21 protein-coding genes are annotated in these 24,290 nt (G+C 64.9%); 10 read left to right on the plus strand and 11 right to left on the minus strand.

Features of this window, described 5'->3' with window-relative positions; all coding sequences use genetic code 11:
* Window positions 1–53 precede the first annotated feature (53 nt).
* The 10 genes from RAD10_RS02225 to ugpB form a co-directional block, all read right to left on the minus strand.
* The gene (locus tag RAD10_RS02225; protein ID WP_461616145.1) at window positions 54–776 is read right to left on the minus strand and encodes a GntR family transcriptional regulator; all 723 of its coding nucleotides are present in this window, start codon (window positions 774–776) and stop codon (window positions 54–56) included.
* A gap of 4 nt (window positions 777–780) precedes the next feature.
* Window positions 781–1,173 (minus strand): oxalurate catabolism protein HpxZ, encoded by a 393-nt coding sequence (gene hpxZ, locus RAD10_RS02230; RefSeq protein WP_461616146.1) that lies wholly within the window; start codon window positions 1,171–1,173, stop codon window positions 781–783.
* A gap of 1 nt (window position 1,174) precedes the next feature.
* Window positions 1,175–2,569, minus strand: a complete 1,395-nt coding sequence (locus RAD10_RS02235; protein WP_461616147.1) for an AtzE family amidohydrolase — start codon at window positions 2,567–2,569, stop codon at window positions 1,175–1,177.
* 7 nt (window positions 2,570–2,576) lie between these two features.
* Complete coding sequence (locus RAD10_RS02240) at window positions 2,577–2,756, minus strand: DUF4089 domain-containing protein (RefSeq protein ID WP_201760059.1); 180 nt, start codon at window positions 2,754–2,756, stop codon at window positions 2,577–2,579.
* A gap of 29 nt (window positions 2,757–2,785) precedes the next feature.
* The gene (locus RAD10_RS02245; protein ID WP_461616148.1) at window positions 2,786–4,555 is read right to left on the minus strand and encodes a dipeptide ABC transporter ATP-binding protein; all 1,770 of its coding nucleotides are present in this window, start codon (window positions 4,553–4,555) and stop codon (window positions 2,786–2,788) included.
* A 91-nt stretch (window positions 4,556–4,646) separates the two neighbouring features.
* A complete protein-coding gene (locus tag RAD10_RS02250; protein ID WP_461616149.1) occupies window positions 4,647–5,546 on the minus strand; it encodes an ABC transporter permease in 900 nt (299 codons plus the stop codon).
* Window positions 5,547–5,761: 215 nt separating this feature from the next.
* On the minus strand, window positions 5,762–6,775 hold the full coding sequence (locus RAD10_RS02255) for an ABC transporter permease (protein WP_461616150.1): 1,014 nt from the start codon (window positions 6,773–6,775) through the stop codon (window positions 5,762–5,764).
* Between the two features lie 133 nt (window positions 6,776–6,908).
* Window positions 6,909–8,531, minus strand: a complete 1,623-nt coding sequence (locus RAD10_RS02260) for an ABC transporter substrate-binding protein (protein ID WP_461616151.1) — start codon at window positions 8,529–8,531, stop codon at window positions 6,909–6,911.
* A gap of 350 nt (window positions 8,532–8,881) precedes the next feature.
* Entirely contained in the window at window positions 8,882–9,841 is a 960-nt protein-coding gene (locus tag RAD10_RS02265; RefSeq protein ID WP_461616152.1) for an aminoglycoside phosphotransferase family protein, read from the minus strand.
* An 84-nt stretch (window positions 9,842–9,925) separates the two neighbouring features.
* The gene (gene ugpB / locus RAD10_RS02270) at window positions 9,926–11,266 is read right to left on the minus strand and encodes a sn-glycerol-3-phosphate ABC transporter substrate-binding protein UgpB (RefSeq protein ID WP_461616153.1); all 1,341 of its coding nucleotides are present in this window, start codon (window positions 11,264–11,266) and stop codon (window positions 9,926–9,928) included.
* A gap of 184 nt (window positions 11,267–11,450) precedes the next feature.
* On the opposite strand from ugpB, the gene RAD10_RS02275 reads away from it, so the two are divergent.
* From RAD10_RS02275 to RAD10_RS02320, 10 genes are all read left to right on the plus strand, one after another.
* On the plus strand, window positions 11,451–12,446 hold the full coding sequence (locus tag RAD10_RS02275; RefSeq protein ID WP_104466084.1) for a TRAP transporter substrate-binding protein: 996 nt from the start codon (window positions 11,451–11,453) through the stop codon (window positions 12,444–12,446).
* A 6-nt stretch (window positions 12,447–12,452) separates the two neighbouring features.
* Complete coding sequence (locus RAD10_RS02280; protein WP_461616154.1) at window positions 12,453–14,531, plus strand: sensor histidine kinase; 2,079 nt, start codon at window positions 12,453–12,455, stop codon at window positions 14,529–14,531.
* Complete coding sequence (locus tag RAD10_RS02285; RefSeq protein WP_461616155.1) at window positions 14,501–16,246, plus strand: ATP-binding response regulator; 1,746 nt, start codon at window positions 14,501–14,503, stop codon at window positions 16,244–16,246. Before RAD10_RS02280 ends, RAD10_RS02285 begins: the two co-directional genes overlap by 31 nt.
* Before the next feature lie 10 nt (window positions 16,247–16,256).
* Complete coding sequence (locus RAD10_RS02290) at window positions 16,257–16,994, plus strand: response regulator (protein WP_461616156.1); 738 nt, start codon at window positions 16,257–16,259, stop codon at window positions 16,992–16,994.
* Window positions 16,995–17,417: 423 nt separating this feature from the next.
* Window positions 17,418–18,029, plus strand: coding sequence for a sigma-70 family RNA polymerase sigma factor (locus RAD10_RS02295; protein WP_018316842.1), 612 nt, complete (start codon window positions 17,418–17,420; stop codon window positions 18,027–18,029).
* A gap of 307 nt (window positions 18,030–18,336) precedes the next feature.
* Entirely contained in the window at window positions 18,337–19,035 is a 699-nt protein-coding gene (locus RAD10_RS02300) for a cytochrome c biogenesis CcdA family protein (RefSeq protein WP_461616157.1), read from the plus strand.
* A gap of 31 nt (window positions 19,036–19,066) precedes the next feature.
* Entirely contained in the window at window positions 19,067–19,630 is a 564-nt protein-coding gene (locus tag RAD10_RS02305; protein WP_461616158.1) for a thioredoxin family protein, read from the plus strand.
* Between the two features lie 101 nt (window positions 19,631–19,731).
* Window positions 19,732–20,706 (plus strand): hypothetical protein, encoded by a 975-nt coding sequence (locus tag RAD10_RS02310; RefSeq protein WP_461616159.1) that lies wholly within the window; start codon window positions 19,732–19,734, stop codon window positions 20,704–20,706.
* 367 nt (window positions 20,707–21,073) lie between these two features.
* On the plus strand, window positions 21,074–21,667 hold the full coding sequence (locus RAD10_RS02315) for a L,D-transpeptidase (RefSeq protein WP_091964260.1): 594 nt from the start codon (window positions 21,074–21,076) through the stop codon (window positions 21,665–21,667).
* An 87-nt stretch (window positions 21,668–21,754) separates the two neighbouring features.
* Window positions 21,755–22,792: an amino acid ABC transporter substrate-binding protein gene (locus RAD10_RS02320; protein ID WP_461616572.1), complete on the plus strand. Its 1,038-nt coding sequence runs from the start codon at window positions 21,755–21,757 to the stop codon at window positions 22,790–22,792.
* A 202-nt stretch (window positions 22,793–22,994) separates the two neighbouring features.
* Here RAD10_RS02320 and RAD10_RS02325 read toward each other — a convergent pair whose 3' ends face one another.
* Window positions 22,995–24,134 (minus strand): acyl-CoA dehydrogenase family protein, encoded by a 1,140-nt coding sequence (locus tag RAD10_RS02325; protein WP_461616160.1) that lies wholly within the window; start codon window positions 24,132–24,134, stop codon window positions 22,995–22,997.
* Window positions 24,135–24,290 lie beyond the last annotated feature (156 nt).

Genomic DNA, 24,290 nt, shown 5'->3' on the forward strand with positions numbered 1-24,290 from the left:
GTGGGCACGGCGCTTTGCGCCTCTGCCCACCCTACGGCACCGCATGTGCGGCCTTACACCGAAACCGCGTAGATCTCGTACTCCCCGCGCACCAGTTCGATATGCGCACGCATCGCCGCCGCGGCGCCCTGCTTGTCGCCGCGCATGATGGCGACGACGACGCGATCGTGCTCGGCTTGCGATTTGGCGAGACGGCCGAGGTTGCGGAACTGGGCGCGGCGGAACGGCTGCACGCGCACCCGCGTCGCCAGCGTGATCTCGGCGATGTAGCCGTTCTGCGAGCCCGCATAGATCGCATTGTGGAAGCGTTCGTTGACCTCGTGAAAGCGATCGGGATTGCCGGTGTAGCTCAGCACCCGCAACTCTTCATGGATGGCCTCCAGGCCGTGGCGCTCGGCGGCGGACATGCGCTCGGCGGCGAGGCCGGCACACAATGCCTCGAGCTCGGCCATCGCCTCGAACATGCTTGTGAGACGCTCGATCGAGGGCTGCGCCACCACCGCGCCGCGATGGGCACGCGCTTCGACGAGGCCGCTGGCCACAAGCTGACGCAGTGCCTCGCGCACCGGCGTGCGCGAGACGCTGAAGCGGCGCGCGATGTCGGTCTCGTCCAGGGGCGCGCCGGGGGCCAGGGCGCCGCGCACGATCTCGTCGGCGAGCTGCAGGCGCAGCTCCTCGGCGCGCGTGACCTTCATCAGCGATGGCGAGGCGCGGTCGACGCGGGGCACCACCGGCTCGGCCGGCAGTGCTCCCTGCGGAAGATCGTCGAGCGTCATGCGGTCAAGTCTCTTTCGGCTCGTCGATCATGCTGACATGGGCGGCGACGACGCGCCAGCCCTCGGGAAAGCGAATCCAGGTCTGCATCTGCCGGCCGACTTTGCCAGGCGCCGTATCGCGATAAAACAAAGTAGAGGCCACGGCGGTGTCGCGGCCATAGCTGCTGATCACCGTCTTGGCGGTGCGGCGATTCAGGCCGACCGGCGAGCGGCCGGCGCGGAAGCCGTTGATCGCCTCGTAGCCGTAGAGGTTCTCACCAATGCCGTAGCGCAGCGTGCGGGGATCGTTGCGGAAGAGCTCGCCGAGCACGGCGACGTCGTTGCTGATGAGGGCCTGCTCATAACGATCGAACGCGGCTTTGACTTCCGCGATCACCTCGGGGAGATCGATCTCCATGTCAGAGTCCTCTCGGCGCGGGCGCTGCGGCGACGCCCATCTTTTCCAGGGCGTAGGCGACGCGGAGCGCGATGTCCTCGCGCCAGGGCGCAGCGATGATCTGCACGCCGATCGGCAGCGGCTCGAGCGGCACCGGGACGGCCACCACCGGCAGGCCGATGAAGGAGATCGGCTGGGTGTGGACGCCGATATTGGCGCGCACCGGCAGCTCGACGCCGTCGAGGTTGAAATTCACCTGGCCGAGCTTTGGCGCGGTGCAGGGCGTTGCCGGCGCGAGCAGCACGTCGACCGATTTGAATATCTCGGCGAGCTGCGCGCGATACCAGCGGCGGAATTTTTGCGCCCGATCGACCATCGGCGCCGGCACCATCGCGCCCGCGATCAGCCGGTCGCGCACGGCTGGATCGAAATCGTTCGGCCGCTTGCGCAGGCGATCGAGATGCAGCGAAGCGCCCTCGGTGGTGGTGATGACATAGGCTGCCGCGCGGGCGCGCGCGGCTTCGGGAACGTCGACCACCTTCGTTGCGCCAAGCGCCTTGGCGACGCGGCTGACGGCCTCGACCGCTTCCGGAAACACGTTCTTCTGGAAATACCCGCCGGCGATGGCGATGCGCAAATCCGAGACCGGATTGGCGATCAGCGGCAGCGTCGGCTCCAGCCCGCGCGTCGTGCAGGCGCTGTCCTCCGCGTCCGGGCCCTGCATCACGTCATAGGCGAGCGCGAGATCGGCGGCGGAGCGCGCGAACGGGCCGAGATGATCGAGGCTCGCGACGAACGGGAACGAGCGCGCGCGAGAGAGCCGGCCATAGGTCGGCTTCAAACCAAAAATGCCGCAGAACGAGGACGGCACGCGGATCGAGCCGTTGGTGTCCGAGCCGAGCGCGATCGGCACCAGCGCACCGCCGACGGCACTGCCCGAGCCGCCCGACGAGCCGCCGGTCATTCGCGTGGTGTCGTGCGGATTGCGCGAGGGACCGTCATGGACGTTCTCGCCGGTGAAGTCATAGGCGTATTCGCCCATGTTGAGCGCGCCGACGAGCACGGCGCCGGCCGCCTCCATCCGCTCGATCAAGGTGGCGTCACGCTTGGCCGGCGCGAGGTCGCGATTGATCTTCGAGCCGGCGCGCGTCGAAAGGCCGGCGACATCGAACAGGTTCTTCACCGCGAAGGGAACGCCGGCGAGCGGGCCGACTTCCTTGCCGGCGGCGATATCGGCGTCGATGGCACGCGCTTTCGCGCGGGCGCGCTCGGCGGTGACGTCGGTGAAGGAATTGAGGATGCCGTCGTGCTGCTTGATGCGCGCAAGCGCAGCTTCAGTGGCATCGAGCGCGGACATCCTGCGGCCCGCAACCGCACTCGCGATTCCCGAGGCCGTCATCTCTGGCTTGCTGGTCATGGCAGCCTCACGCCGTGAAAATCGGTGCCGGCTCGGTCTCGTCCGGCAGCGCGAATTCGTCGACGAGGCGGGAGAGCCGCAGCGAGACTTCGAGGTTGGCGCGCACCGCGGGCCTCCAGGCCTCCTCGATCGGCAATGCCAGCGCTTTCGATACGGCGTCGATATAGTCGTCCAGCGGCTCGGCCATCACGCTCCCAACAATTTCTCAGTGCGCTCTCAGTGTACTTGCAACGGCGGATGTGGGATCGCCGTCAGCAGCTCCTTGGTGTAGTCGTCCTTGGGATCGCTGAGGACCTGCTCGGAAGAGCCCTCTTCCACGATTCGACCCGTCCGCATCACAATGACACGATCGCACAGCAAGCGCACCACATTCAAATCATGCGAGACGAACAGATAGCTCATACCTAGCCGCGCCTTGAGATCCTGGAGCAAGTTCAGAACGACAGCCTGCACCGAGACGTCCAGCGCCGCGGTCGGCTCGTCCAGGATGACCAGCTTCGGATGCAGGGCGATGGCGCGGGCGATGCCGACACGGGCCTTCTGGCCGCCGGAGAGCTGGTGCGGGAAACGATCCAGCAGATTGTGCGGCAGGCCGACCATGGTCGCCAGTTCCTCGCAGCGGGCGCGGAGCGCATCGCGGCCCCTGATGTCGCCCAATTGCATGATCGGGTCGGCGATCGCGCGCGCAGCGGTGAAGCGCGGGTTGAGGCTGTCGGTCGGATCCTGGAACACCATCTGGATGCGGCTGCGCTGCGGCAGCCGGGCGAAGGACGCAGGCTGGATAGCGCCGATGTCCTCGCCGTCGAACCGGATCAGGCCGGAGGTCTGGTCGAGCAGGCGCATCACCATCATCGACGTGGTCGATTTGCCGCAACCGGACTCGCCGACGAGGCCGACGCTCTCGCCATGGCCGACCGAGAAGCTGATGCCATCGACCGCGCGGAACACGTCAGGCTCCAGCGGCGGCTTGCGGCCGAACAGCTTTCCAAGCGTCGCGGTGGCGCCCTGGCGCGGGTATTCCTTGACGAGCTTTTCGATGAGGAGGAGGGGCTTTGATATCTCGCCGCCCCCGGGCTTGACCCGGGGGTCCATCGACTGAGATGAATCGTGCGAAGCGTGATGGATGGCGGGGTCAAGCCCGGCCATGACGGGTGCAGCGTCTTCCTCCGGCAACAGATCCCGCAACGACACACCAAGCCGCGGCGTCGCGCGCATCAGCTTCTTGGTGTAGGGGTGTTGCGGGTTGGCAAAAATGTCGGCGGCCTTGGCGGTCTCGACCACGCGGCCCTTCTCCATCACCACGACGCGGTCGCAATAGGCGGCCGCAAGGCCGAGATCGTGGGTGATCAGGATGGTCGACATCGCGCGGCGCTTGGTCAGCTCGACGATCAGGTCCATCACCGCCTTCTGCGTGGTCACATCAAGGCCGGTGGTCGGCTCGTCCGCGATCAGCAGCTGCGGATTGCAGGCGAGCGCGAGCGCGATGACGACGCGCTGGCACATGCCGCCCGAGAGCTCGAACGGGTAGGCATGATAGCGCTCGCGCGGGCGGGCGATCTTGACCTGCTCCAGCGCCTCGATCGCCTTCTCGCCGTGATCGGCGACCTGGGCCTGCTGCACATGGGTGCGCAGCACGTCCTCGATCTGGTCGCCGACTTTCCGGATCGGATTGAGCGCGGCGCGTGGGTTCTGGAAGATCATCGAGACTTCGCGGCCGCGCAGATCGCGCATCTGGTCTTCGGTCGCGGCCTTGACGTCGATGCCGGAGAACATCACCGAGCCCTCGGCGATCCGCCCGGCTCGATCGAGGATGCGCATCACCGCATAGGACGTCACCGACTTGCCCGAGCCGGACTCGCCGACGATGGCGAGCGTCTCTCCCTTGGCGACGGAGATGTTGACGTGCTGCACGGCCTTGACGATGCCGCGGCGGGTGGTGAATTCGACGGTGAGATCCTGAACGTCGAGCAGCGGCTGGGCGGTCATGCGGGGCTGCCGATCAAAAAACGCGAAAACAACCCCATGCACAGTAGAATCGCATTGGATTCATTGGGGAATTTCGGCCGAAAATTTGCCATCACGTCCTCCGCTGGGGATCGACGATGTCGCGCAGGCCGTCGCCGAGGAGGTTGAAGCAGAACACGGCGATCATCAGGGCAAGACCGGGAAACAGCGCGATCCACCATTCGCCTGACACCATGAAGCCGGCGCCTTCGGCGACCATGATGCCCCATTCCGCGGTGGGCGGCCGGACGCCGAGGCCGATGAAGGACAGGCCGGCGGCATTGAGGATGGCGTAGCCCATGGTCAGCGACATCTGCACGATCATGATCGGCATGATGTTAGGGAGAATGTGCACCAGGAGGATGCGGAATTCGCCGTTGCCCGACAGGCGCGCGGCCTGCACGAAGCCGGCGTTGCGACGGACATTGGCTTCCGCGCGCGCGACGCGGGCATAGAGCGGGAAATTCACGATGGCGGTGGCGAGGATGATGTTCTGCACGGTGTTGCCGAGGGCCGCGACGATGCCCATGGCCAGCACGAACAGCGGGAAGGCCATGATAGTGTCGGCGATGCGGCCGACGATGCGATCAGTCCAGCCGCCAAAATAGCCGGCGGCGATGCCGGCAAGGCCGCCCATCAGGAACACCAGCACGACGGAGGCGACTGCGATGAAGGTATCGAGCCTTGTTGCCACGATGACGCGGCTGAAGATGTCGCGCCCCAATTGGTCGGTACCGAACCAGTGAGCGGCCGACGGCGGCTTCAGCGCCGCGGCGGTGTCGGAGGCGAGCGGATCGTACGGCACGACATAGGGGCCGACGATCGCGGCGGCGAGGATCAGGATCAGCAGCGCGAAGGCAAAACCGGTGACCTTGTTTTCGCTGAGGACATAGCGGGTCTGTTCGAGGATCGCAGTCAGTCCCGAGGTGCGTGCGGGACCGACGGGTTCAACAGCAGGCGCAACGGACGTCATAGGACCACCCGGATGTTTTTTGGCCGAACCAGCAAGCCGCGGGGGCGGTTTACCTCTCCCGCTTGCGGGGGAGGTCGGCGCAACGCGCCGGGTGGGGGCTCTCTCCACAGCGGGGCTCTCGCCCGAGGAGATACCCCCTCCCCAACCCTCCCCCGCAAGCGGGAGAGGGGGCACACCCTCGTCGGGGCTTGCAGAGGACAAAACCTCATCATGATCTAGCCCTCCAACCTGACGCGCGGATCGATCACGCCGTACAAGATGTCGATCACGAGATTGAGCAGCACGTACATGACCGCCATGATCAGCACGAAGCCCTGCACCGGCGCGAAGTCCGACGAGATCAGCGCTTCCACGGCGTAGGAGCCGATGCCCGGCCAGGCGAACACTTTTTCGACCAGCACGTTGGCGCCGAGCAGGAACGAGAACACCATGCTGAGCGTGGTGATCACGGGCAGCATCGCGTTGCGGAAGGCGTAGGTGACGATGACGGTCGTCGGCGACAGGCCGCTCGCGCGCGCTGTTCGCACGAACTCCGAAGCCAGCACTGCCAACATCGAGGCGCGCGTCATGCGCGCGATCGGCGCCAGCGAGAAGATCGCGAGCGTCGTCGCGGGCAGGATGAGCTGGCTCAGCGCCGAGCGGAACGCCTCGAGGTCGCGCGCGATCAGGGTGTCGACCAGATAGAAGCCAGTCACGGTCGGCGGCGCGCTGGTGAACACGTCGAGCCGGCCGAGCGGGGCCGGCGACCAGCCGAGCCGGAAATAGAAGACATAGACCAGCACGAGGCCGGTGAAGAACACCGGCAGCGAGACGCCGGCCGTCGTCGTGACGCGACATAAGTGGTCGACCCACGATCCCGGCCGCGTCGCCGCGAGGACGCCGAGCGGAATGGCGATGACGACGGACACGATGAGGCCGAGCAGCGTGAGTTCAGCCGAGGCCGGCAGGCGGTTGCGGATCTCGGCCGCGACCGGCTGGCCCGTCGTCAGCGAATTGCCGAAATCGCCATGGGCAAGATCATTGGTGTAGCGGAAGAACTGCTCGATCAGCGGCTTGTCGAGGCCGAGTTTCTTGCGGATCTGCTCAACGGCTTCCTTGGTCGCGGCGGGACCGGCGAAATACGCGGCGGGATCCCCCGGCAGCGCGCGCGTCAGCAGGAAGGTGACGATGACGACGCCGATCAGCGAGGGAATCGCGAACATCAGGCGCTTGCCGATCATGGTCAGCATGGGGTGCACTCGGCTTGCGCGAATGGCGAATAGCGAATGGCGAGTGGCAAGACGCCCCAGTCGTTGAACACCATTCGCTACTCCCTATTCGCCATTCGCCAGAAGGCTATTCGCCACTCACCATTCGCCCCAATCACCCCTTCGCCATCGCGCGATAGTCCAACCGCCGGTGGAACCAGTACTGATAGCCGCTGATGTTCTTCTGCATCGCGACGTTGACGAAGGGCTGGTACAGCGGGATGCGCGGGATGTCGGTGTAGGCGAGATCGACGAAGCCCTTCACGTCCTTGTCGTAGGTCGCGGTATCGCCGGCCGCGGCGGCCGTGCGCGCGCCGTCGATCAGCTTGTCCATCTCCGCCGACTTGTAGCTCATGGTGTTGAAGACGGAATTGTTGCCGTGATAGCACCAGTAGAAGAAGTATTCGGGGTAATCGAGCCAGCCCGAGAACACGTTGGTGAAGAGCGGCATCTCCTTCTTGTTCAATTCGGTGCGCCAGTTGGCGCCCGGCACCTTGTTGATCGTGGTCTTGATGCCGATCTGGGCGAGGCTCTCCTGCACCAACACGCAGAGCGGCTCGTTGACGCCGGCGAAGTTGAGGTCGAACGAGATCGTGGTCTCGAAACCGTTGGCGTAGCCGGCCTCCGCCAGCAACGCCTTCGCCTTCTCCATGTCGGTGTTGTATTTATGCGGCTGCGGCCAGGCGACTTCGGTCGCCTTGTCCTTGGCCGCGCCGAACATCGGGTTGGCGAGGCCGAACATCACGGCGTCCATGATCTTCTGATAGGGCAGCGCGTAAGCGACCGCCTGACGCACCTTCGGATTGTCGAAGGGGGGCTTGGTGACGTTCATGCCGATATACTGGATGCCATTGGAGAACGGCAGCGACACCACGTTGAGCTTGCCGTTTGCCTTCATCTCCTGAAAGTCCTTGTTCGGCAGCTCGTAGGAGATGTCGGCGTCACCGCGCTCCAACAGCGCGCGGCGGTTGCCGGCCTGCGGCACCATGCGCCAGATCACGCGCTTGATCTTCGGCAAGGGGCCGCCGACCCAATCCTCGTTGCGCTCCATGATCACTTCGGTGCCCGCGGTCCATTTCGTCACCTTGTAGGCGCCGGAGCCCGCGGTCTGCTGTTTTGTGAACTCGAGACCCCAGGGATCCTTCTCGCTGGCGTTCTTCTTCACCAGCTCGGAGTTGACGATGCAGGGCACGATCACGGCGAGATCGGGAATCGTCAGCTTGTCCTTTTTCAGGAAGTCGACGCGCACGGTGTAGTCGTCGATGACGACGAACTGCTCCGGCTTGGTCAGCGAGCCCGCGCTCATCTGGAAGGTCGGAAAGCCGCCGACGCTGACGGCGCGGTCGAGCGACCATTTCACGTCCTTGGCGGTGACAGGCGCGCCGTCGTGGAATTTGGCGTTCTTCTTCAGCTTGAAGGTGACCGACATGTCGTCGATTCTAAAATCCTCGGCGAGCTCGCCCTTGAACTTGTCGCGGTCGTAATAGGGCACGCCGCCCGGGCCGCTCTTCATCTCGTGGCTGATCAGGCGGTCGTAGCAATTCCAGGACACCTCATAGCCGGGCACGTTGGTGCCGACGCCGTGAATGTCGAGATTGTTGGGGCCGCCTTCCGAGACGATCAGCAGCGTCTCCGAACGGGCGTCGGCATAGGCTGAGGAAATCACCTGTGGCATCGCCGGAAGCGCCGCTCCGGCGGCCAATCCGGAAACGGACTTGAGGAAATCGCGGCGCTTCATGAAATCGCTCCAACACAACGTTTTTGGTTGGAACCGGATTCGCAAGGTTCGTGCCAGAGCTTAACGGATGTTTACGGTCAAGTTAACGAACTGATATCGCTTATAAAATGTCGATTTAGGCGCGTCGCGGCCTTCGTCTCGATCTCCCGATATTGCATACAAAGATACAGATTTGCCTATTCAATGGGCTTAATTTGATTGGCGCCCGCCCAATAAGCACGGCTGTCATTCCGGGGCGATGCGCAGCATCGAGCCCGGAATCCATCGGGCGGCAGCACGCGCAGGATCATGGATCCCGGGCTCGCCGCTCCGCGGCGCCCCGGAATGACGGAGAGATGCGGGGCCGGCGCTCAGCCCGCCCAGATCAGCTCCTGCAGCTCGACGAGATCATCCGCCTGCTCCTGCCAGCCCTCGATGCAGATGTGGCTGTTGAGGTCGCTGGCGCGGTGCAGCAGCATCAGCGCCATCAGCCGGCGCTTCAGCGGGTAGTCGAGCTTCGCATAGCCAAAGCCTTCGAGCAGGCTCTTCACCCTCCCCGGCCGGCCCGCCGCCATGAACGCGCCGGGGCCGAGCAGGTCGTAATCGCGCCATCCCGCCAGCACGTCGCCGAAGTCGAACAGGCCGTTGAGCGACCACTGACCGTCATCGCAGGCGAGCAGGAAGTTCTCCGGAATGTATTCGCCGACCAGAAAGACCGGCGGCGCATTCATCGGAATCAGCTCTTCCGCATCGCGCAGGAGATCATCGAGGCCGGCAAGAAATTTCGGCGCAAGGCCGAGACGGGTGTGCCGGGCCCTGCAGCCCAGCATCTGGGCACGCATAAAGTCGTCCCAGCGCGGCTCGATTCGCGCCAGCGGCCCGAGCGGGGCGCGCTGGACGCTCGCGATGGTCTCGCCGATCTGGCGCAGCAGGCGTTCCTTCTGCGCTTCCACCAGGTGCGGCCACACCTCCGAACCGAGCGCGCCGGCAAGGCGGGTGATGAAGAGATAGGGCCAGCCGTCTCGCGTTCCTTCGGCGACGATCTCGGGGATCGGCAGATCGAGATGGCCTCTGAGCTGCATCAGCGAGCCGCGCTCGGAGACGAATTGCGCGCGGAGCAGTGGCGGGAAGATTTTCAGGATCAGGTTCTCGCCGAGCCCGACGACGAGATTGGTGCCGGTCGCGAACACATGCGGCGCGCTGACATCGAGATCGTGGCTGCGCGCGACGTCGAGCGCGATCGGCAACCATTGCGCAGGCGCAGAGCGAAAGGCGCGGAAGCTTTCATCGTCGGTGAAAGCCGGCAGTGTTTGCGATGGAGCGATCGTCATTCAGGTGCTTTTTGTTGATTCAGTGCGAGCCAAGAAGACGGTGCACCTCTCCCGAGGTCACAGCGGTGTTCAATCGCAGCCGCCTTACCGCTCAGGACTCGCGCGCTCGAACTGGCGCAAGAGCTTGTTGCCGCGTTCGACTGCGGAATCCAGAGCGGCTTGCGCGCTTTTCTGGCCGGCAAAGGCCTGCTCCAGCTCGTCCTCGATTGTGCCGCGGATCAGGACGAAGGAGCCGAGCCGGATGCCCTTCGAATTCTCCGTCGGCGGATTGAGCGTGATCTCCTCGAACGAGATCGCCGAGCCCGGATTGCGCTCGTAAAAACCTTGCGCGCGCGTCAGCTCGGAAGCGGCGCGGGTGATCGGCAGGTAACCCGTGTTCTGGTGCCAGGCGGCCTGCACGCCGGGCTGAGACAGATAGGCGAAGAACCGCGCCACGCCCTTGTATTCCTCGCGCGGCCGGTCGCGCAGCACCCATAGCGTGGCGCCGCCGATGATCGAGTTCTGCGGCGCGCCCTTCACGTCGGGCCAATACGGCATCATGCCGTAGCCGATCTCGAACTTCGAATTCGCCTTGATGTCGGCGCGCGTCGCCGAGGAGCCGATGAAGATGCCGCATTCGCCGCTCTGGAAGCGCGGCTCGGCCGCTTGGCCGCGGCCGCCATAGTCGAACAGTTTTGTCTTTTGCCATTCGGCGAGCTGGGCGATGTGCTTGACCACGACCGGATTGTTGATGGTCAGCTCGGCATCCAGCCCGGAAAAGCCGTTCCCGCGCGTCGCCAGCGGCAAATTATGGAACGCGGAGAAATTCTCGACATGGATCCAGGACGGCCATGATGTGGTGAAGCCGCACGCAGCGCCACGGTCGCGCAGGCGCTTTGCAGCCGCACCCAATTCCGGCCAGGTCTTCGGCGGCGCCTCCGGATCGAGGCCCGCGTCGCGGAACATGGTCTTGTTGTAATAGAGGATCGGCGTCGAGGAATTGAACGGGAACGACAACAAATTGCCGGCCGCATCGGTGTAATAGCCCGAGACTGCGGGCAGGTAATCGGTCAGCGAGAACGGCTCGTGCATGTCCCGCATCAGGCTGAACACCGGATAGATCGCGCCCTTGGCCGCGGTCATGGTGGCGGTGGCGACCTCGTTGACCTGGACGATGGCGGGCTGGCTGCGCGAGCGGAAGGCGAAGATCGCGGCGGTCACCGTCTCGGTGTAATTGCCCTTGTAAGCGGGCACGATCCGGTAATCGGACTGCGAGGCGTTGAAGTCCGAGGCGAGCTTTTCCAATTGCCGCCCGAGCTCGCCGGACATCGCGTGCCACCACGCGATGTCGGTGGCGGCGCGCACGGGCGCGGCCAATGAGAGAGCCGCCAAGGCGGCGACGAGCTGCAAAAGGCGCAATGCTGAAGTCACGATGGCTCTTCCCATGCCGCGCGACAAAGGCGGCTGCCCTGCTTAAGGCGCGGCATTTGCGGTTTCAACCGGGAATGAGCGCCGACCGCGCCGCACAATTACACGGTCGCGCCGGGCGGGATGGCCTTCCCCCGACCATCTGCTAGATTGCATTGAACCTTTTGCCCCCGCCATAGACTCCACCACTGAGGGGTTGAGTGTGCCAGTGTTGAGCCGTGCCGAACTCTCGCGGACCGGAGTGATCGTCGTCGCGCTTCTGCTTGCCGTCTGTGCGACGGGCGCCGTCGCACGCGAATTTCGCGCCGCCGATACCCAGACCGAGGATTACCCGACCGTCCAGGCGCTGCGCTACATGGGCGCGCTGATCGCCGAGCGCAGCGGCGGCCGCCACGAGATCAAGGTGTTCCACTCCCGCCAGCTCGGCGAGGAAAAGGAGACCATCGAGCAGACCCGGGCTGGTGCGATCGACCTCAACCGGACCAACGTGGCGCTGATCGGCAATTTCGTTCCGGCGATGAACGTGCTCGCCATGCCGTTCCTGTTCCGGTCCATCGAGCACATGCAGAAGGTGCTGGACGGGCCGATCGGCAGCGAGATCCTCGATAGCTTCGAGCCCTATGGCTTCGTCGGGCTCGCCTTCTACGATTCCGGGGCGCGGTCGATCTACAACGGCGCCCGCCCGGTGAAGACCATCGCGGATCTCAAGGGATTGCGGATCCGGGTGCAGCAGTCGGAGTTGATGAGCCAGATGATTCGCTCGCTCGGCGCCGAGCCGGTCGAGATGCCCTATGGGCAGGTGCTCACCGGGCTCGCCAACCATCTGATCGACGGCGCCGAGAACAACTGGCCATCTTTCGTGACGACGGATCATTACACGCACGCCGGGCATTATACGCTCACCGAGCACACGATGAGCCCCGAAGTGCTGGTGATCTCGCTGAAGGCCTGGCAGAGCCTGTCGCCGGACGACCAGAAAATCTTCCGGGAGGCCGCGCAGCGCTCCAGCCGGTTCATGCGCGAAAAATGGCGCGACCTCGAGGAGCAGTCGCAGCGCAAGGCGCAGGAAGCCGGCGTCACCATCATCAGGGAGATCGACCGCAAGCCGTTCGAGGACGCGATGGCCCCGATCTACGCCAAGGCCGGGCGCGATCCCGCCGCGGCCGCGCTGATCGAACGCATTCGCAAGGTGGAGTGAGCCGCGTTGGCTGCACTTGGACATACCGAGCACGCAGACCGGCCGTCCGGCCCGATCGGACGGCTGCGCGCACGGCTGGTCGGCGTGCTGCGGGCGGTGCCGATCCGCTGGCGCATCCTGTCGATCGCCGCGCTGAACTCCGCCGTGGTGGTGGTGCTGGTGGCGATGATCTGGAACGGCGCGCAGGTGCTGGGCTCGGCCTGGGGCGACGTGCGCCAGGTGCGCGAATCCGACCGGATCCTGGCGCTGCTCGAAAGCGAAACCGGGCGCTTGCACAATCTGATCCACCGCTACATCAACCAGCCGAGCCCGGACCTGTTCGCCGAGATCCTGCTGCTGCGCGAGGCGGTGCTGGGCACGCTGACCAACCGCGCCGCCAAGGACCCGATGCTGTCGGGCTCGGTCGAGGAGCTGGAGCGCACCACCGACCGCTTCCTCAACGGTTTCGGCGAACTGCGCAGCGTGCAGGCCACCATCGCCAAGACCTATGAGGACCAGGTGCAGGGCCCGGCCAGGGACATGGCCGGCCTCTATTCCATCATCGAAGGCGCCACCGGCCATCGCGACGCGCTGATCTGGCCTTCGCTCGGCAAATCCCGCGAGGCCTTCACCGCGATGCTGGTGGCGGCCAATTCCTATTATTTGTCGCTGTCATCGGGCGCCGCCGACGACGCGCGCCGCAACACCGAGACGATCGAGAAGACCATCCCCGTGATGATCGATCTCGCCGACAACGACCTGCAGAAGATGGCGCTGCGGCGGCTCGGGGCCCGCACCGCCGCGCTGCGCGAGGGCTTTGCAAAGCTCTCGGAGCAGCTCGCCAGCCGCACCGAGCTGCTCCGCAACACCATCGACGCCAGCCAGGCCGAGGCGATCGGCGCCATCGACGACCTCTCGACCAAGATGCGCAAGCGCGAGCAGAAGGCGCAGGAGACCTTTGACCGCACGCTGGCGGATATTTCCCGCCGCGTCCTTTCCATTGCGGTGATCTTCCTCGGCATCATCCTCACCGCCGGCGTGATGATCGCGCTGTCGATCCGCCTGCCGCTGCAGCAGATCATGGCGGCGATGCGTGCGATCACGCTCGGCGATCTCGACCGCGAGGTGCAGGGCACCAAGGCCCGCGACGAGGTCGGCGCCATGGCGCGCGCGGTGGAGGTGTTCCGCGAGAATGCGATCGCCAAGCGCGAGACCGAGGACGAGCTGCGCGCGTCCAAGGAGAAGGCCGAGAGCGCGCTGCTCGAGCTCAATACCGCACAGCAGAATTTGATCGATGCCGAACGGCTGGCGGCGCTCGGCGGTCTCGTCGCCGGCGTCGCGCACGAGGTCAACAACCCGATCGGCATCAGCCTCACCGTCGCTTCAAGCTTTGCCCGGCGCAGCGAGATCTTCGAGGCCCAGCTCAGGGGCGAGGGGGGCCTGCGCCGTTCGCAGCTGGAGGAGTTCGTGCAGTCCTCGCGCGACGCCTCGCAGCAGCTGGTCGCCAATCTCCAGCGCGCCGGCGAGCTGATCCAGTCGTTCAAGCAGGTCGCGGTCGACCGCTCCCATGCCGAGCGGCGGCAATTCTCGCTCAGCGAGGCCACCGACCAGATCATCGCCAGCTTGCGCCCGGTGCTGAAGCGCTCGCCGATCACGCTCCAGGTCGACGTGCCCGAGGGGCTGCTGCTCGACGGCTATCCCGGCTCCTATGGCCAGATCCTGACCAACCTCTTCCTCAACGCCGCCAACCACGCCTTCGCGGACGGGCGCGCCGGCACGATCATCATCTCGGCGCGGCCGCGCGGGACTGAGGACGTCGAGCTCATCTTCACCGATGACGGGGCCGGCATGACCTCCGACGTGCAGCGGCAGGCCTTTGACCCTTTCTTTACCACCCGGCGCAATGAAGGCGGCACGGGACTCGGGCTTCATATCGTCTATAACCTCGTCACCCAGCAGCTCGGCGGGCGCATGATGCTGGAATCCAAGCTGGGACAAGGCACCACTTTTCGCATTATCATGCCCCGGGTCGCCAAGGGCGGCGCGCAAAGCACAGAAAGTGACGGGACTTCTCAATGGCCGAACAGGACGATGTCCTCCACCTGATCGACGATACCGGTACCGCGTCGGAGGATGCCAACGCCCGGAAGTGGAAGATCGCCGTCATCGACGACGATCCGGCCGTGCATGACGGCACCCGTTTTGCTCTCTCGGATTACAGCCTGAACGGCCAGAGCCTGGAGATCCTCTCGGCGCATTCCGCGGCCGAAGGCCGCAAGCTGATGGCCGCGCACAACGACATCGCCGCGGTGCTGCTCGACGTCATCATGGAGACCGACGTCGCCGGCCTCGAGCTGGTCGAATACATCCGCAACGAGCTCAAGAACGAGACCGTGCGCATCATCCTGCGCACGGGACAGCCCGGCCAGGCGCCCGAGCGGCGCGTGATCGTGCAGTACGACATCAACGACTACAAGGCCAAGACCGAGCTCACCGCCGACAAGCTGTTCACCTCGCTGACCGCGGCGCTGCGCTCCTATCAGCAGCTCGAGCGCATGGTGCAGACAAGGCGCGGGCTCGAGATCATCATCGACGCGGCCTCGACGCTGTACGACTTCAAGTCGATGCAGCGGCTCGCCGAGGGCGTTCTGACCCAGCTCGCCTCGCTGCTCAACGTCGATTGCGCCGGTATACTGGTCTTGCGCGACAATGGCGGCATCGACCCCGAGCTCTCGGTGCTCGCCGGCAGCGGCTGCTACAGCCGCTTCATCGGCACCACGACGTCGAAGGCGCTTGACCCCGAACTGCGCGAGATGGTGGAGGCCGCGTTCCAGCGCCGCAAGAACGAATTCGCCGACCACCGCAGCGTGATCTATTTGCGCACCGGGTCCGGCCGCGAGGTGGTGGTGCTGCTGCAGGCCGAGCGCGAATTGTCCGAGACCGACCGCTCGCTGGTCGAGATCTTCTCCTCAAGGCTTTCGATCGCCTTCGACAACGTCATCCTCTACCAGCAGCTTCAGGCCGCCAACACCCAGCTGGAGGACCGCGTCGCCCAGCGCACCCGCGCGCTGATGCAGGCCAACCGCCGCCTCTCCGCGCAATGGCTGCGGCTGCAGCGCGCCAACGGCTTCAAGAACGAGATTTTGGGCACGGTCGCGCACGATCTGAAAAATCCGCTCGGCGTCATCCTCGGCCGCACCGAGATGCTGAAGGAGCTGATCTCGACCGGCGCCTCGGAAAACGGCGTGGTCGCCCAGGTCGACCACATCCGCGACGCCACCAAGCGCCTGACCACGATGGTCGACCATCTGATCTCGGATGCGATGGCCGATGCCTTCGACATCACCATCCGCCGCGAGCCGGTCGATGTCGCCGCCCTGGTCAAGGAGGTCGCCGAGGCCAACCAGCCGCTCGCCGTCAACAAGCAGCAGGCGATCACCGTCGCCGCGCCGGCCAACATCGTCACCATGTGCGACACCGACCGGATCCGCGAGGCCATCGACAATCTCATCAGCAACGCCATCAAATACTCACCGATCGGCGGCAGGATCGACGTGGTCGTCAGCCATGAGGGCAGCGACACCGTCGTCCGCGTCAGCGACGAGGGCGCCGGCCTGTCGCCGGAAGATCTCGGCCGCCTGTTCGGCCGGTTCCAGCGGCTGTCGGCCAAACCGACCGCCGGCGAGAGCTCGACGGGACTTGGGCTCTCCATCGTCAAGCGTATTGTCGACATGCATGGCGGCGAGGTGACCGCCGACAGCGAAGGGCCCGGCAAGGGCTCGACCTTCACCATCACCCTTCCCGCGACCGAAATGCCGTGATCTCAAGACCATGACCCAAAGCCAGCACATCATGATCGTCGACGATGAAGCCCCGGCCCGGGAGATGGTCGGCGATTATCTCAAGATGCACGGCTTCACCGTGACGCTGTGCGACGGCGGCAAGTCCTTGCGCGCCGCGATCCAGGGCGGCATGCCCGATCTGGTCGTGCTCGATCTCAACATGCCCGAGGAAGACGGCCTCTCGATCATCCGCGACCTCAAGAGCCGCATCAACGTGCCCGTCATCATGCTGACGGCAACCGCGAGCCCGATCGACCGCGTGGTGGGGCTCGAGCTCGGCGCCGACGATTACGTGGCAAAACCCTGCGAGCTGCGCGAGCTGATGGCGCGCATCCGCTCGGTGCTGCGGCGGAGCGGGCCGGCCAAGGCCGCAGCGCCGGATGCAGCGGCGGCGAAATCCGACAAGGAGCAATTGGTACGGTTCGGGACAAAGTGGCTCGACCTCGAAGCCCAGGCCTTGCGCGACGACGAGGGCAACGAGCATCCGCTGACCGCATCCGAGTTCGGGCTGTTGAAGGTGTTCGCGGCCAATCCGAAGCGCGTGCTGTCGCGCGAGCGCTTGCTGGAATTGGCCAATGCGCGCGACGCCGAAGCCTTCGACCGCGCCGTTGATCTCCGCATCATGCGCATCCGCCGCAAGATCGAGCCCGATCCGGCAAAACCCGCCGTGATCCGCACCATCCGCGGCGGCGGCTATCTGTTCTCGCCGGCCGGCGAGAAGACGTAAACAGCGCCGCGCGCGCCAGGTGCCGTAGGGTGGGCAAAGCGAAGCGTGCCCACGCGTCTGTCGCCATATCGGAAGATCGTGGGCACGGCGCAAGGGCGCCTTTGCCAACCCTACGGGACCACCTCTCTGGCTCCTCTGTCGCCCCGGGACGACAGCAGTGTGTGCCGCGCGACCGAACGCAATCCCCCGAAATACGTTCCTGGCGGTTCAGCGCGACGTCAAATCCCCAGCCCGTATTTTCCGTACATTGAAATTCCACGTTTTTTTGCCCCGAATGTTTCGTCATCCCTCCTCCGACGAAACAATTTGGCGGCGCACGAAACCATTTTCCCCTTTTCGTGCAGACGTCCCGAAACGTTGGCTCATTAACACTTTGGTCCAAGGAAACGCCGCTCGGTCGCGGCGCTACGGGGAGCCAAGTCAATGCGGAACGTCATCGCCATCAACGCCCAGGCCAGCCAGAGCATCATCGCCGCTCAGGCGACTTCGGACGACATGCTTCTCGAGAGCATTGCCGACGGCAACCGGACGTCGATGCATATCCTTTATTGCCGGCACAGCGTGCGGGTGTACCGCTTCATCCTGCGCATCGTGCGTGACGCCACCGCGGCAGAGGATCTCGTCAGCCAGGTGTTCCTGGACGTGTGGCGGACCGCCGGCCAGTTCCAGGGCCGCTCGCAGGTTTCGACCTGGCTGCTGTCAATCGCCCGCTTCAAGGCGCTGACCGCGATGCGCCAGCGCCGCTTCGAGGACATCGACCAGGAAGACGTGCGGCAGATCCCCGACGATTCCGATACGCCGGAGACCTCGCTCGACCGCAGCGACACCAGTGCCATCCTGCGCGCCTGCGTGCAGAAGCTGTCGCCCGCGCATCGCGAGATCATCACCCTCGTCTACTACCACGAGAAGTCGGTGGAGGAGGTCGGGCAGATCATCGGCATCCCCCAGAGCACCGTGAAGACGCGGATGTTCTACGCCCGCAAGCAACTGGCGGAATTGCTTAAGGGCTGCGGTGTCGAGCGCTTCGCTGCCTAAGCTAAATGAATTCAAAGGGATAGGGCCGCCGATCTGGCCCTCTCCCGGGACACGGAAGTGTTACCGCCCACGAAACAATTGAAACAAAGCACAACATCAGGCGGAAAAACTTCCCCCCTATAAAGCTCACATACGGTTTCGTTAAACCTCCCAAGACTTCCAGCGACCCGGACGGGATGCCCCCCTCCGGGTCGTTTTGTATTTGGGAGCGGCTGAGGCCGCTACATCGTCACGAGCGCGTGACGCGACGTAACGTCCGGCTCGCCCGCTCCGAACTGCCCTCGTGACCCCCATCACGAGTGGCCCGATGCTCGAACTCGCCTTTGCTATCCTCGCCGGCATCCTCACCATCGCGGCGCCCTGCACGCTGCCGATGTTGCCGATCCTGCTCGGCGCCTCGATCGGGCGCGCGGGACATCTGCGCCCGGCGATGATCGCGCTCGGCTTCGTGCTTTCCTTTTCGGCGACCGCGCTGCTGCTCGGCGCAATCACCCGACTGTTCGATTTCGATCCGAACGTGCTGCGCGAGGCCGCCGCGATCCTGCTGCTCGGCTTTGGCCTGTTGATGCTGTGGCCGGCGCCGTTCGAATGGCTGTCGAGCCGACTCAATGGCTGGATCGATCTGGGCAATTCCGGCGCCACCCAGCGCGAGGGCGCGCTCGGCGGGCTCATCCTCGGCACCACGCTGGGCCTGGTCTGGACGCCCTGCGCCGGCCCTGTGCTCGGCTCGATCCTGACGCTGGTTGCGACCTCGAAGAATTTTGGCTGGGCCGGCACGCTGCTGATCGCCTATGCGATCGGCGCCGCGATCCCGATGCTGGGAATAGCCTATGGCGGGCAGGCCGCGACCACGCGGGTGCGCAGCCTGGCGCGGATCTCGCCGCGGCTGCAGCAGGGCTTTGGCATCGTCGTGATCGGCTTCGCGGTCGCCGCCTATTTTCAATACGACACGCTGATCGTGGCGTGGCTCACCGGCTTCTACCCGACCGGCCAGATCGGCCTGTGATCATCCCTCATCTTCACCGGAGGACGCTTCCATGACTTTCAAGCTGCTCGCCGTCTCGGCCGCCCTGATCGGCTTCACCGTCACCGGCGCCGTCATCCCCGGCATCTGCGAGGAGGCCGCCCGCGCCACGCCTGTCCTCACCGCCGCCGCAAGCCAGCAGACCGCGCCGGACTTCGCCGGCGTCACCAACTGGTTCAACACGAAACCACTGAGCATGGCCGAACTCCGCGGCAAGGTCGTGCTGGTCGACTTCTGGACCTATGGCTGCGTCAACTGCGTCAACACGCTGCCGCACGTGACCGACCTCTATGCCAAGTATAAGGACAAAGGCCTCGTCGTGGTCGGCGTGCACACGCCGGAATTCCCGTTCGAGCGCTCCGCCTCCAACGTCCAGGCCGCGCTCAAGCGCCACGGCATCACCTATCCGGTGGCGCAGGATAACGATTCGAAGACCTGGAACGCCTACCGCAACCAGTACTGGCCGGCGCAATACATCATCGACCAGACCGGCAAGATCGTGTTCCAGCACGCCGGCGAGGGCCGCTACGACGAGATCGACCGCACCGTGGCAAAGCTGCTGAACGCCAATAGCTAGGCGCGGCGGGCATGGGGCGGCAGGTTTCAGCTGTCGCCCTTGTTGCTTGACTCCCCGGACCCGTCCGTGGAGTTTCGCGGCAACGGAATCAGCCGCCCGCAATGAACGACGTCACCACCAGCACCGACATCCGCCTTCGTGAAGGCTCCTCGATCGCGCAGCGGCTGGTCATGTCCGCCTTTGCCGCGGCTGTGGCGCTGTGCTTCACGCCCGGCCTGTTTACGCACGACACGCTGGAAATCGTCATATCGGTGGCGGCGCTGCTGGTGGGAGCCGGGTTCGTCGTCGGCATCATGATGGCGCCGGCGGTGGTGTGGATCATCACGCCCGGCGAGATCCTGATCGGGCGGCAAAGCCCGTTCGGAAAGCTGCGTACGCGCATCGTCGCGAAGGACGTCATCACGAGGCTGCAGGTTCCCGGCAGCAAGCGGGTGAAGGCCCGCTTTCAGCTCGTCTTCACGCTGACTTCGGGAGAGCGACTGACGTCCCCGCCGATCTCCGACGTCACCCATGTTCGCGATACCGTGGCCCGGATCGCGACGCAGTTCGAGGTTCCCAATGTCGAGGAGCCCGTCAACCCACTCGATGCCAGCAATCCCGAGATGCATCTCGGCGAGCCGCTCGAGGCATTTTCCGCGCGGGACATCCGCATCGTGTCCCTGATCGCCGTCGCATTGTCCGCCCTGCCCTATGCCTACAAGCTGTGGCGCGGATGGCCGCCCACCCATGTCGATATCCTACTGCTTCCGCTTGGCGTGATCGCGGCGTTCGCCGTGCATCGCTATGCCAACCTCGTCACCGGTGCGTTCTGGATCATCCGCGAGGACGACATCCGCGTCGAACGCCTGTGGGGCGACGGCACGCCGCGCGCCGATCATATCGAGGGGCACGACGTGAAGACGATCACCGTCGAGCGCCGCGGCCGGTCCGAGGACGAACACTGCATCGTCACGATCCGATTGCGCTCGGGGCGACGGTTTCGCAGCCCGCGGATCGGCTCGCGGATGGAGGCGCGCGCGGTGGGGACGGAGATTGTAAGGCGGCTCGGGATCGCGCCGGAGAGTAATAAGATCTGATTGGCGCACAGCGCTCATCGTCGGAGGTGGTCTTTCCGCGAACTCGGTCTGCGCCTCTCCCGCTTGCGGGAGAGGTCGCGCCGAAGGCGCGGGTGAGGGTTCTCTCCACATCGGGAGTGTCCCATTGCGGAGACAGCCCTCTCCCCAACCCTCCCCCGCAAGCGGGGGAGGGAGCGCACCCCCGCCCAGCCGCAGCATCCTAAGCTTTTCGCGCCATCCCCTGTTTGTGGCATTGCCAGGCGGGCGTCAAAAAACCAAAGCATTCTCGTGACATATCAGGGCGGCGCGCCATCAACTTGCCATGAACATGCCCCTCAGGTTTGATGGTTCCGAATGATTTGCGCCGTGGCAGTGGGGAGAGCTTGAAATGACGGATTTTCGTCGCCTGACCGGGATGTTCGTGGCCGCGATCGGCCTGATCCTGTCCGCACCACATGCCATCGCGCAGCAGCCTGACCGCGGCGACGAGCCGGGTCTGGTCGCCGACGACGGCTACCAGCTCGAACCGGAATGGCAGAAGCAGGTCGTCTACTTCCGCACCACCGAGACGCCGGGCACCATCATCATCTCCACGGCCGAGCGCCACCTTTACCTGGTGCAGCCGGGCGGACGCGCGATCCGCTACGGCATCGGTGTCGGCCGCGACGGTTTCCAGTGGCAGGGGCTCGTGAACATCACCAACAAGAAGGAGTGGCCGGACTGGACGCCGCCGCCGGAGATGATCCAGCGTCAGCCCTATCTGCCGCGCTTCATGGCCGGCGGCCCCGGCAATCCGCTCGGGGCCCGCGCCATGTATCTCGGCACCACGGTCTATCGCATTCACGGCACCAACCGCCCCGACACGATCGGCACCAAGGTGTCCTCGGGCTGCTTCCGTCTCGTCAACAACGACGTCGCCGATCTCTATGAGCGCGTCCCCGTCGGCACCAAAGTGGTGATCCGGCAGAAGCCCGAGCTCTGAGGTTTTTGATCCGAGCATGGTCCTCCGGACCATGCTCGTCGCCTTCCCTCCTGATTCCTTTTCCCGATTTTTCGAGAGAGCAACATGATGCGCACTTTTCGAGGCGGCCTGCTGATCGGGCTCGCGGTCGCCGTGCTGGTCGCCGTTCTGGCCATCATCTACGAGTTCTACGACACCCGTACGCTGAAGCGCACCGTGCGCCGCGGCGAGGTGCTGTGCGGCGTCAACAAGGGCCTGCCGGGCTTCTCGTACTCCGAGGACAACAAGAACTGGACCGGCTTCGACGTCGATTTCTGCCGCGCGGTGGCGGCGGCGATCTTCAACGATCCGGGCAAGGCGAAGTTCATCCCGCTCGATGCCGGCGAGCGCTTCAAGGAATTGCAGAGCCGGAAGGTTGACATCCTCTCGCGCAACTCGACCTGGAGCATGGCGCGCGAGCTCGACTACGACCTCTATTTCCCCGCGGTCGCCTATTACGACGGCGCGGGCTTCATGCTGCCGCGTTCGCGCAACAAGGAGACCTCGCTGGACCTGACCGGCAGCAAGGTCTGCGTCCAGGCCGGCACCACCACGGCACTCAACGTCACCGATTACTTCCGTGCCAACAACATGAAGTATGACGAGGTGAAGTTCGACAAGCTCGACGAGGTCGTGAAGGCCTACGACACCGGCAAGTGCGACACGCTCTCCGCCGACGTCTCCCAACTCTACGCGCTGCGGATCAACCTGGCGAAGCCCGGCGACCACATGATCCTGCCGGACATGATCTCCAAGGAGCCGCTCGCTCCCGTGGTGCGCCAGCGCGACGACGACTGGATGATGATCGTGAAGTGGACGCTCTATGCGATGATCAACGCCGAGGAGCTCGGCGTCACCTCGGAGAACATCGACGAGGCCCTGAAGTCGAAGAAGCCGGAAGTGATGCGGCTCGTCGGCACCGAAGGCAATTACGGCGAGCAGCTCGGCCTCACCAAGGACTGGGCCGCCCGCATCATCCGCCACGTCGGCAATTACGGCGAGATGTACGAGCGCAACATCGGCGAGAAGTCGAAGCTGAAGATCCCGCGCGGCATGAACCAGCTGTGGAACGCGGGTGGCGTGCAGTACGCGCCGCCGATGAGGTAGGGAAGAGGCGGCTCTCTCTGCTGTCGTCCCGGCGAACGCCGGGACCCATACCGCGTGATCTATCGATAAGCACAGGTGACAGTACCGCGGAGAGACTCTTTAAACTCCGAGCCTTCGTCAAATTACTCCCTGGGGTTATGGGTCCCGGCGTTCGCCGGGACGACACCCGGGGTGAGGCACCATCGTGCCTTGGGCCGTCGCCTCAATACCCCCGCGCCCGCGCCAGCTGCTCGGTGTGGTAATTGGCGTCGCCGAACAATTCCTCGCACACCCGCGCGCGCTTCATGAAGAAGCCGATGTCGAACTGGTCGGTCATGCCCATGCCGCCATGCATCTGCACGCCTTCCTGCACCGCGCGGGTGGCGGTGGTGCCGGCGCGGGCTTTTGCCACGGCGACGGCTGACGCGGCTTTGGCAACATCGGTATCCAGCGCCTGCAGCGCCTTCATGGTGGCGGCGCGGGTGATCTCGATGTCGACATAGAGCTCGGCGGCGCGATGCTGCAGCGCCTGGAATTCGCCGATCAGCTTGCCGAACTGCTTTCTGTTCTTGAGGTATTCGACGGTACGGTTGAAGACTTCTTCGCTGAGGCCGACCATTTCGGCAGCGACCGCGCCACGGCCGATGTCGAGCACGCCGTCGAGCAGCGCGGCGCCCTGATCGATCTCGCCGAGCACGCTGTCGGCATTGACCTCCACATTGGTGAGCTCGATCCGCGCCGCGTTGTGCGCGTCGACCATGATGGTGCGCTCGATCACAACGCCCTTGGCTTTGGGATTGACCAGGAACAGCGTCAAGCCTTCGCGCTCGCCGGCGGAACCGGCAGCGCGCGCGGCGACGATGAGCAAATCAGCAACGTGGCCATCGACGACCAGCGCCTTGGCGCCCGAGAGCTTGAAGCCGTTGCCGGCGCGCACGGCCTGCAGACTGGTCTGGAGCGGGCGATGCTTTGCGCCTTCGTCGATCGCGAGCGTCGCGAGCAGCGAACCACTCGCGATCTTCGGCAGATACTCCGACTTCTGCGCAGCATTGCCGCCGCGGTTCAGCGCCGAGGCCGCAACCACGCTGGTGGCGAGGAAGGGCGAGGGCATCAAGGTGCGGCCGATCTCCTCCATCACGACACCGGCCTCGACATGGCCGAGCCCGCTGCCGCCGAATTCTTCCGGCACCAAAAGGCCGGCGAAGCCCATTTCGGCGAAGGAATGCCAAAACTCCTTGGAGAAGCCGGTGGGGTCTTTGCTATCGCGCAAATGGCGCAGGTGCGACACCGGCGCCTTGTCGCTGATCAGCCCGCGCGCGCTATCGCGGAGCATTGATTGTTCTTCGGTGAGGACGAGGGCCATGGTGTGTTTCCGATTCGAAATCTAGTTTGGGTCGTCATTCCGGGATGCGCCGCAGGCGCAGGCCCGGAATCCATACTCCCGACTGGTGGTTATGGATTCTCAGATGCGCAATTGCGCATCTTAGCTCGCGCTGCGCGCGCCCCCCGGAATGACGGG

This window comes from Bradyrhizobium sp. 23AC (assembly GCF_054863025.1).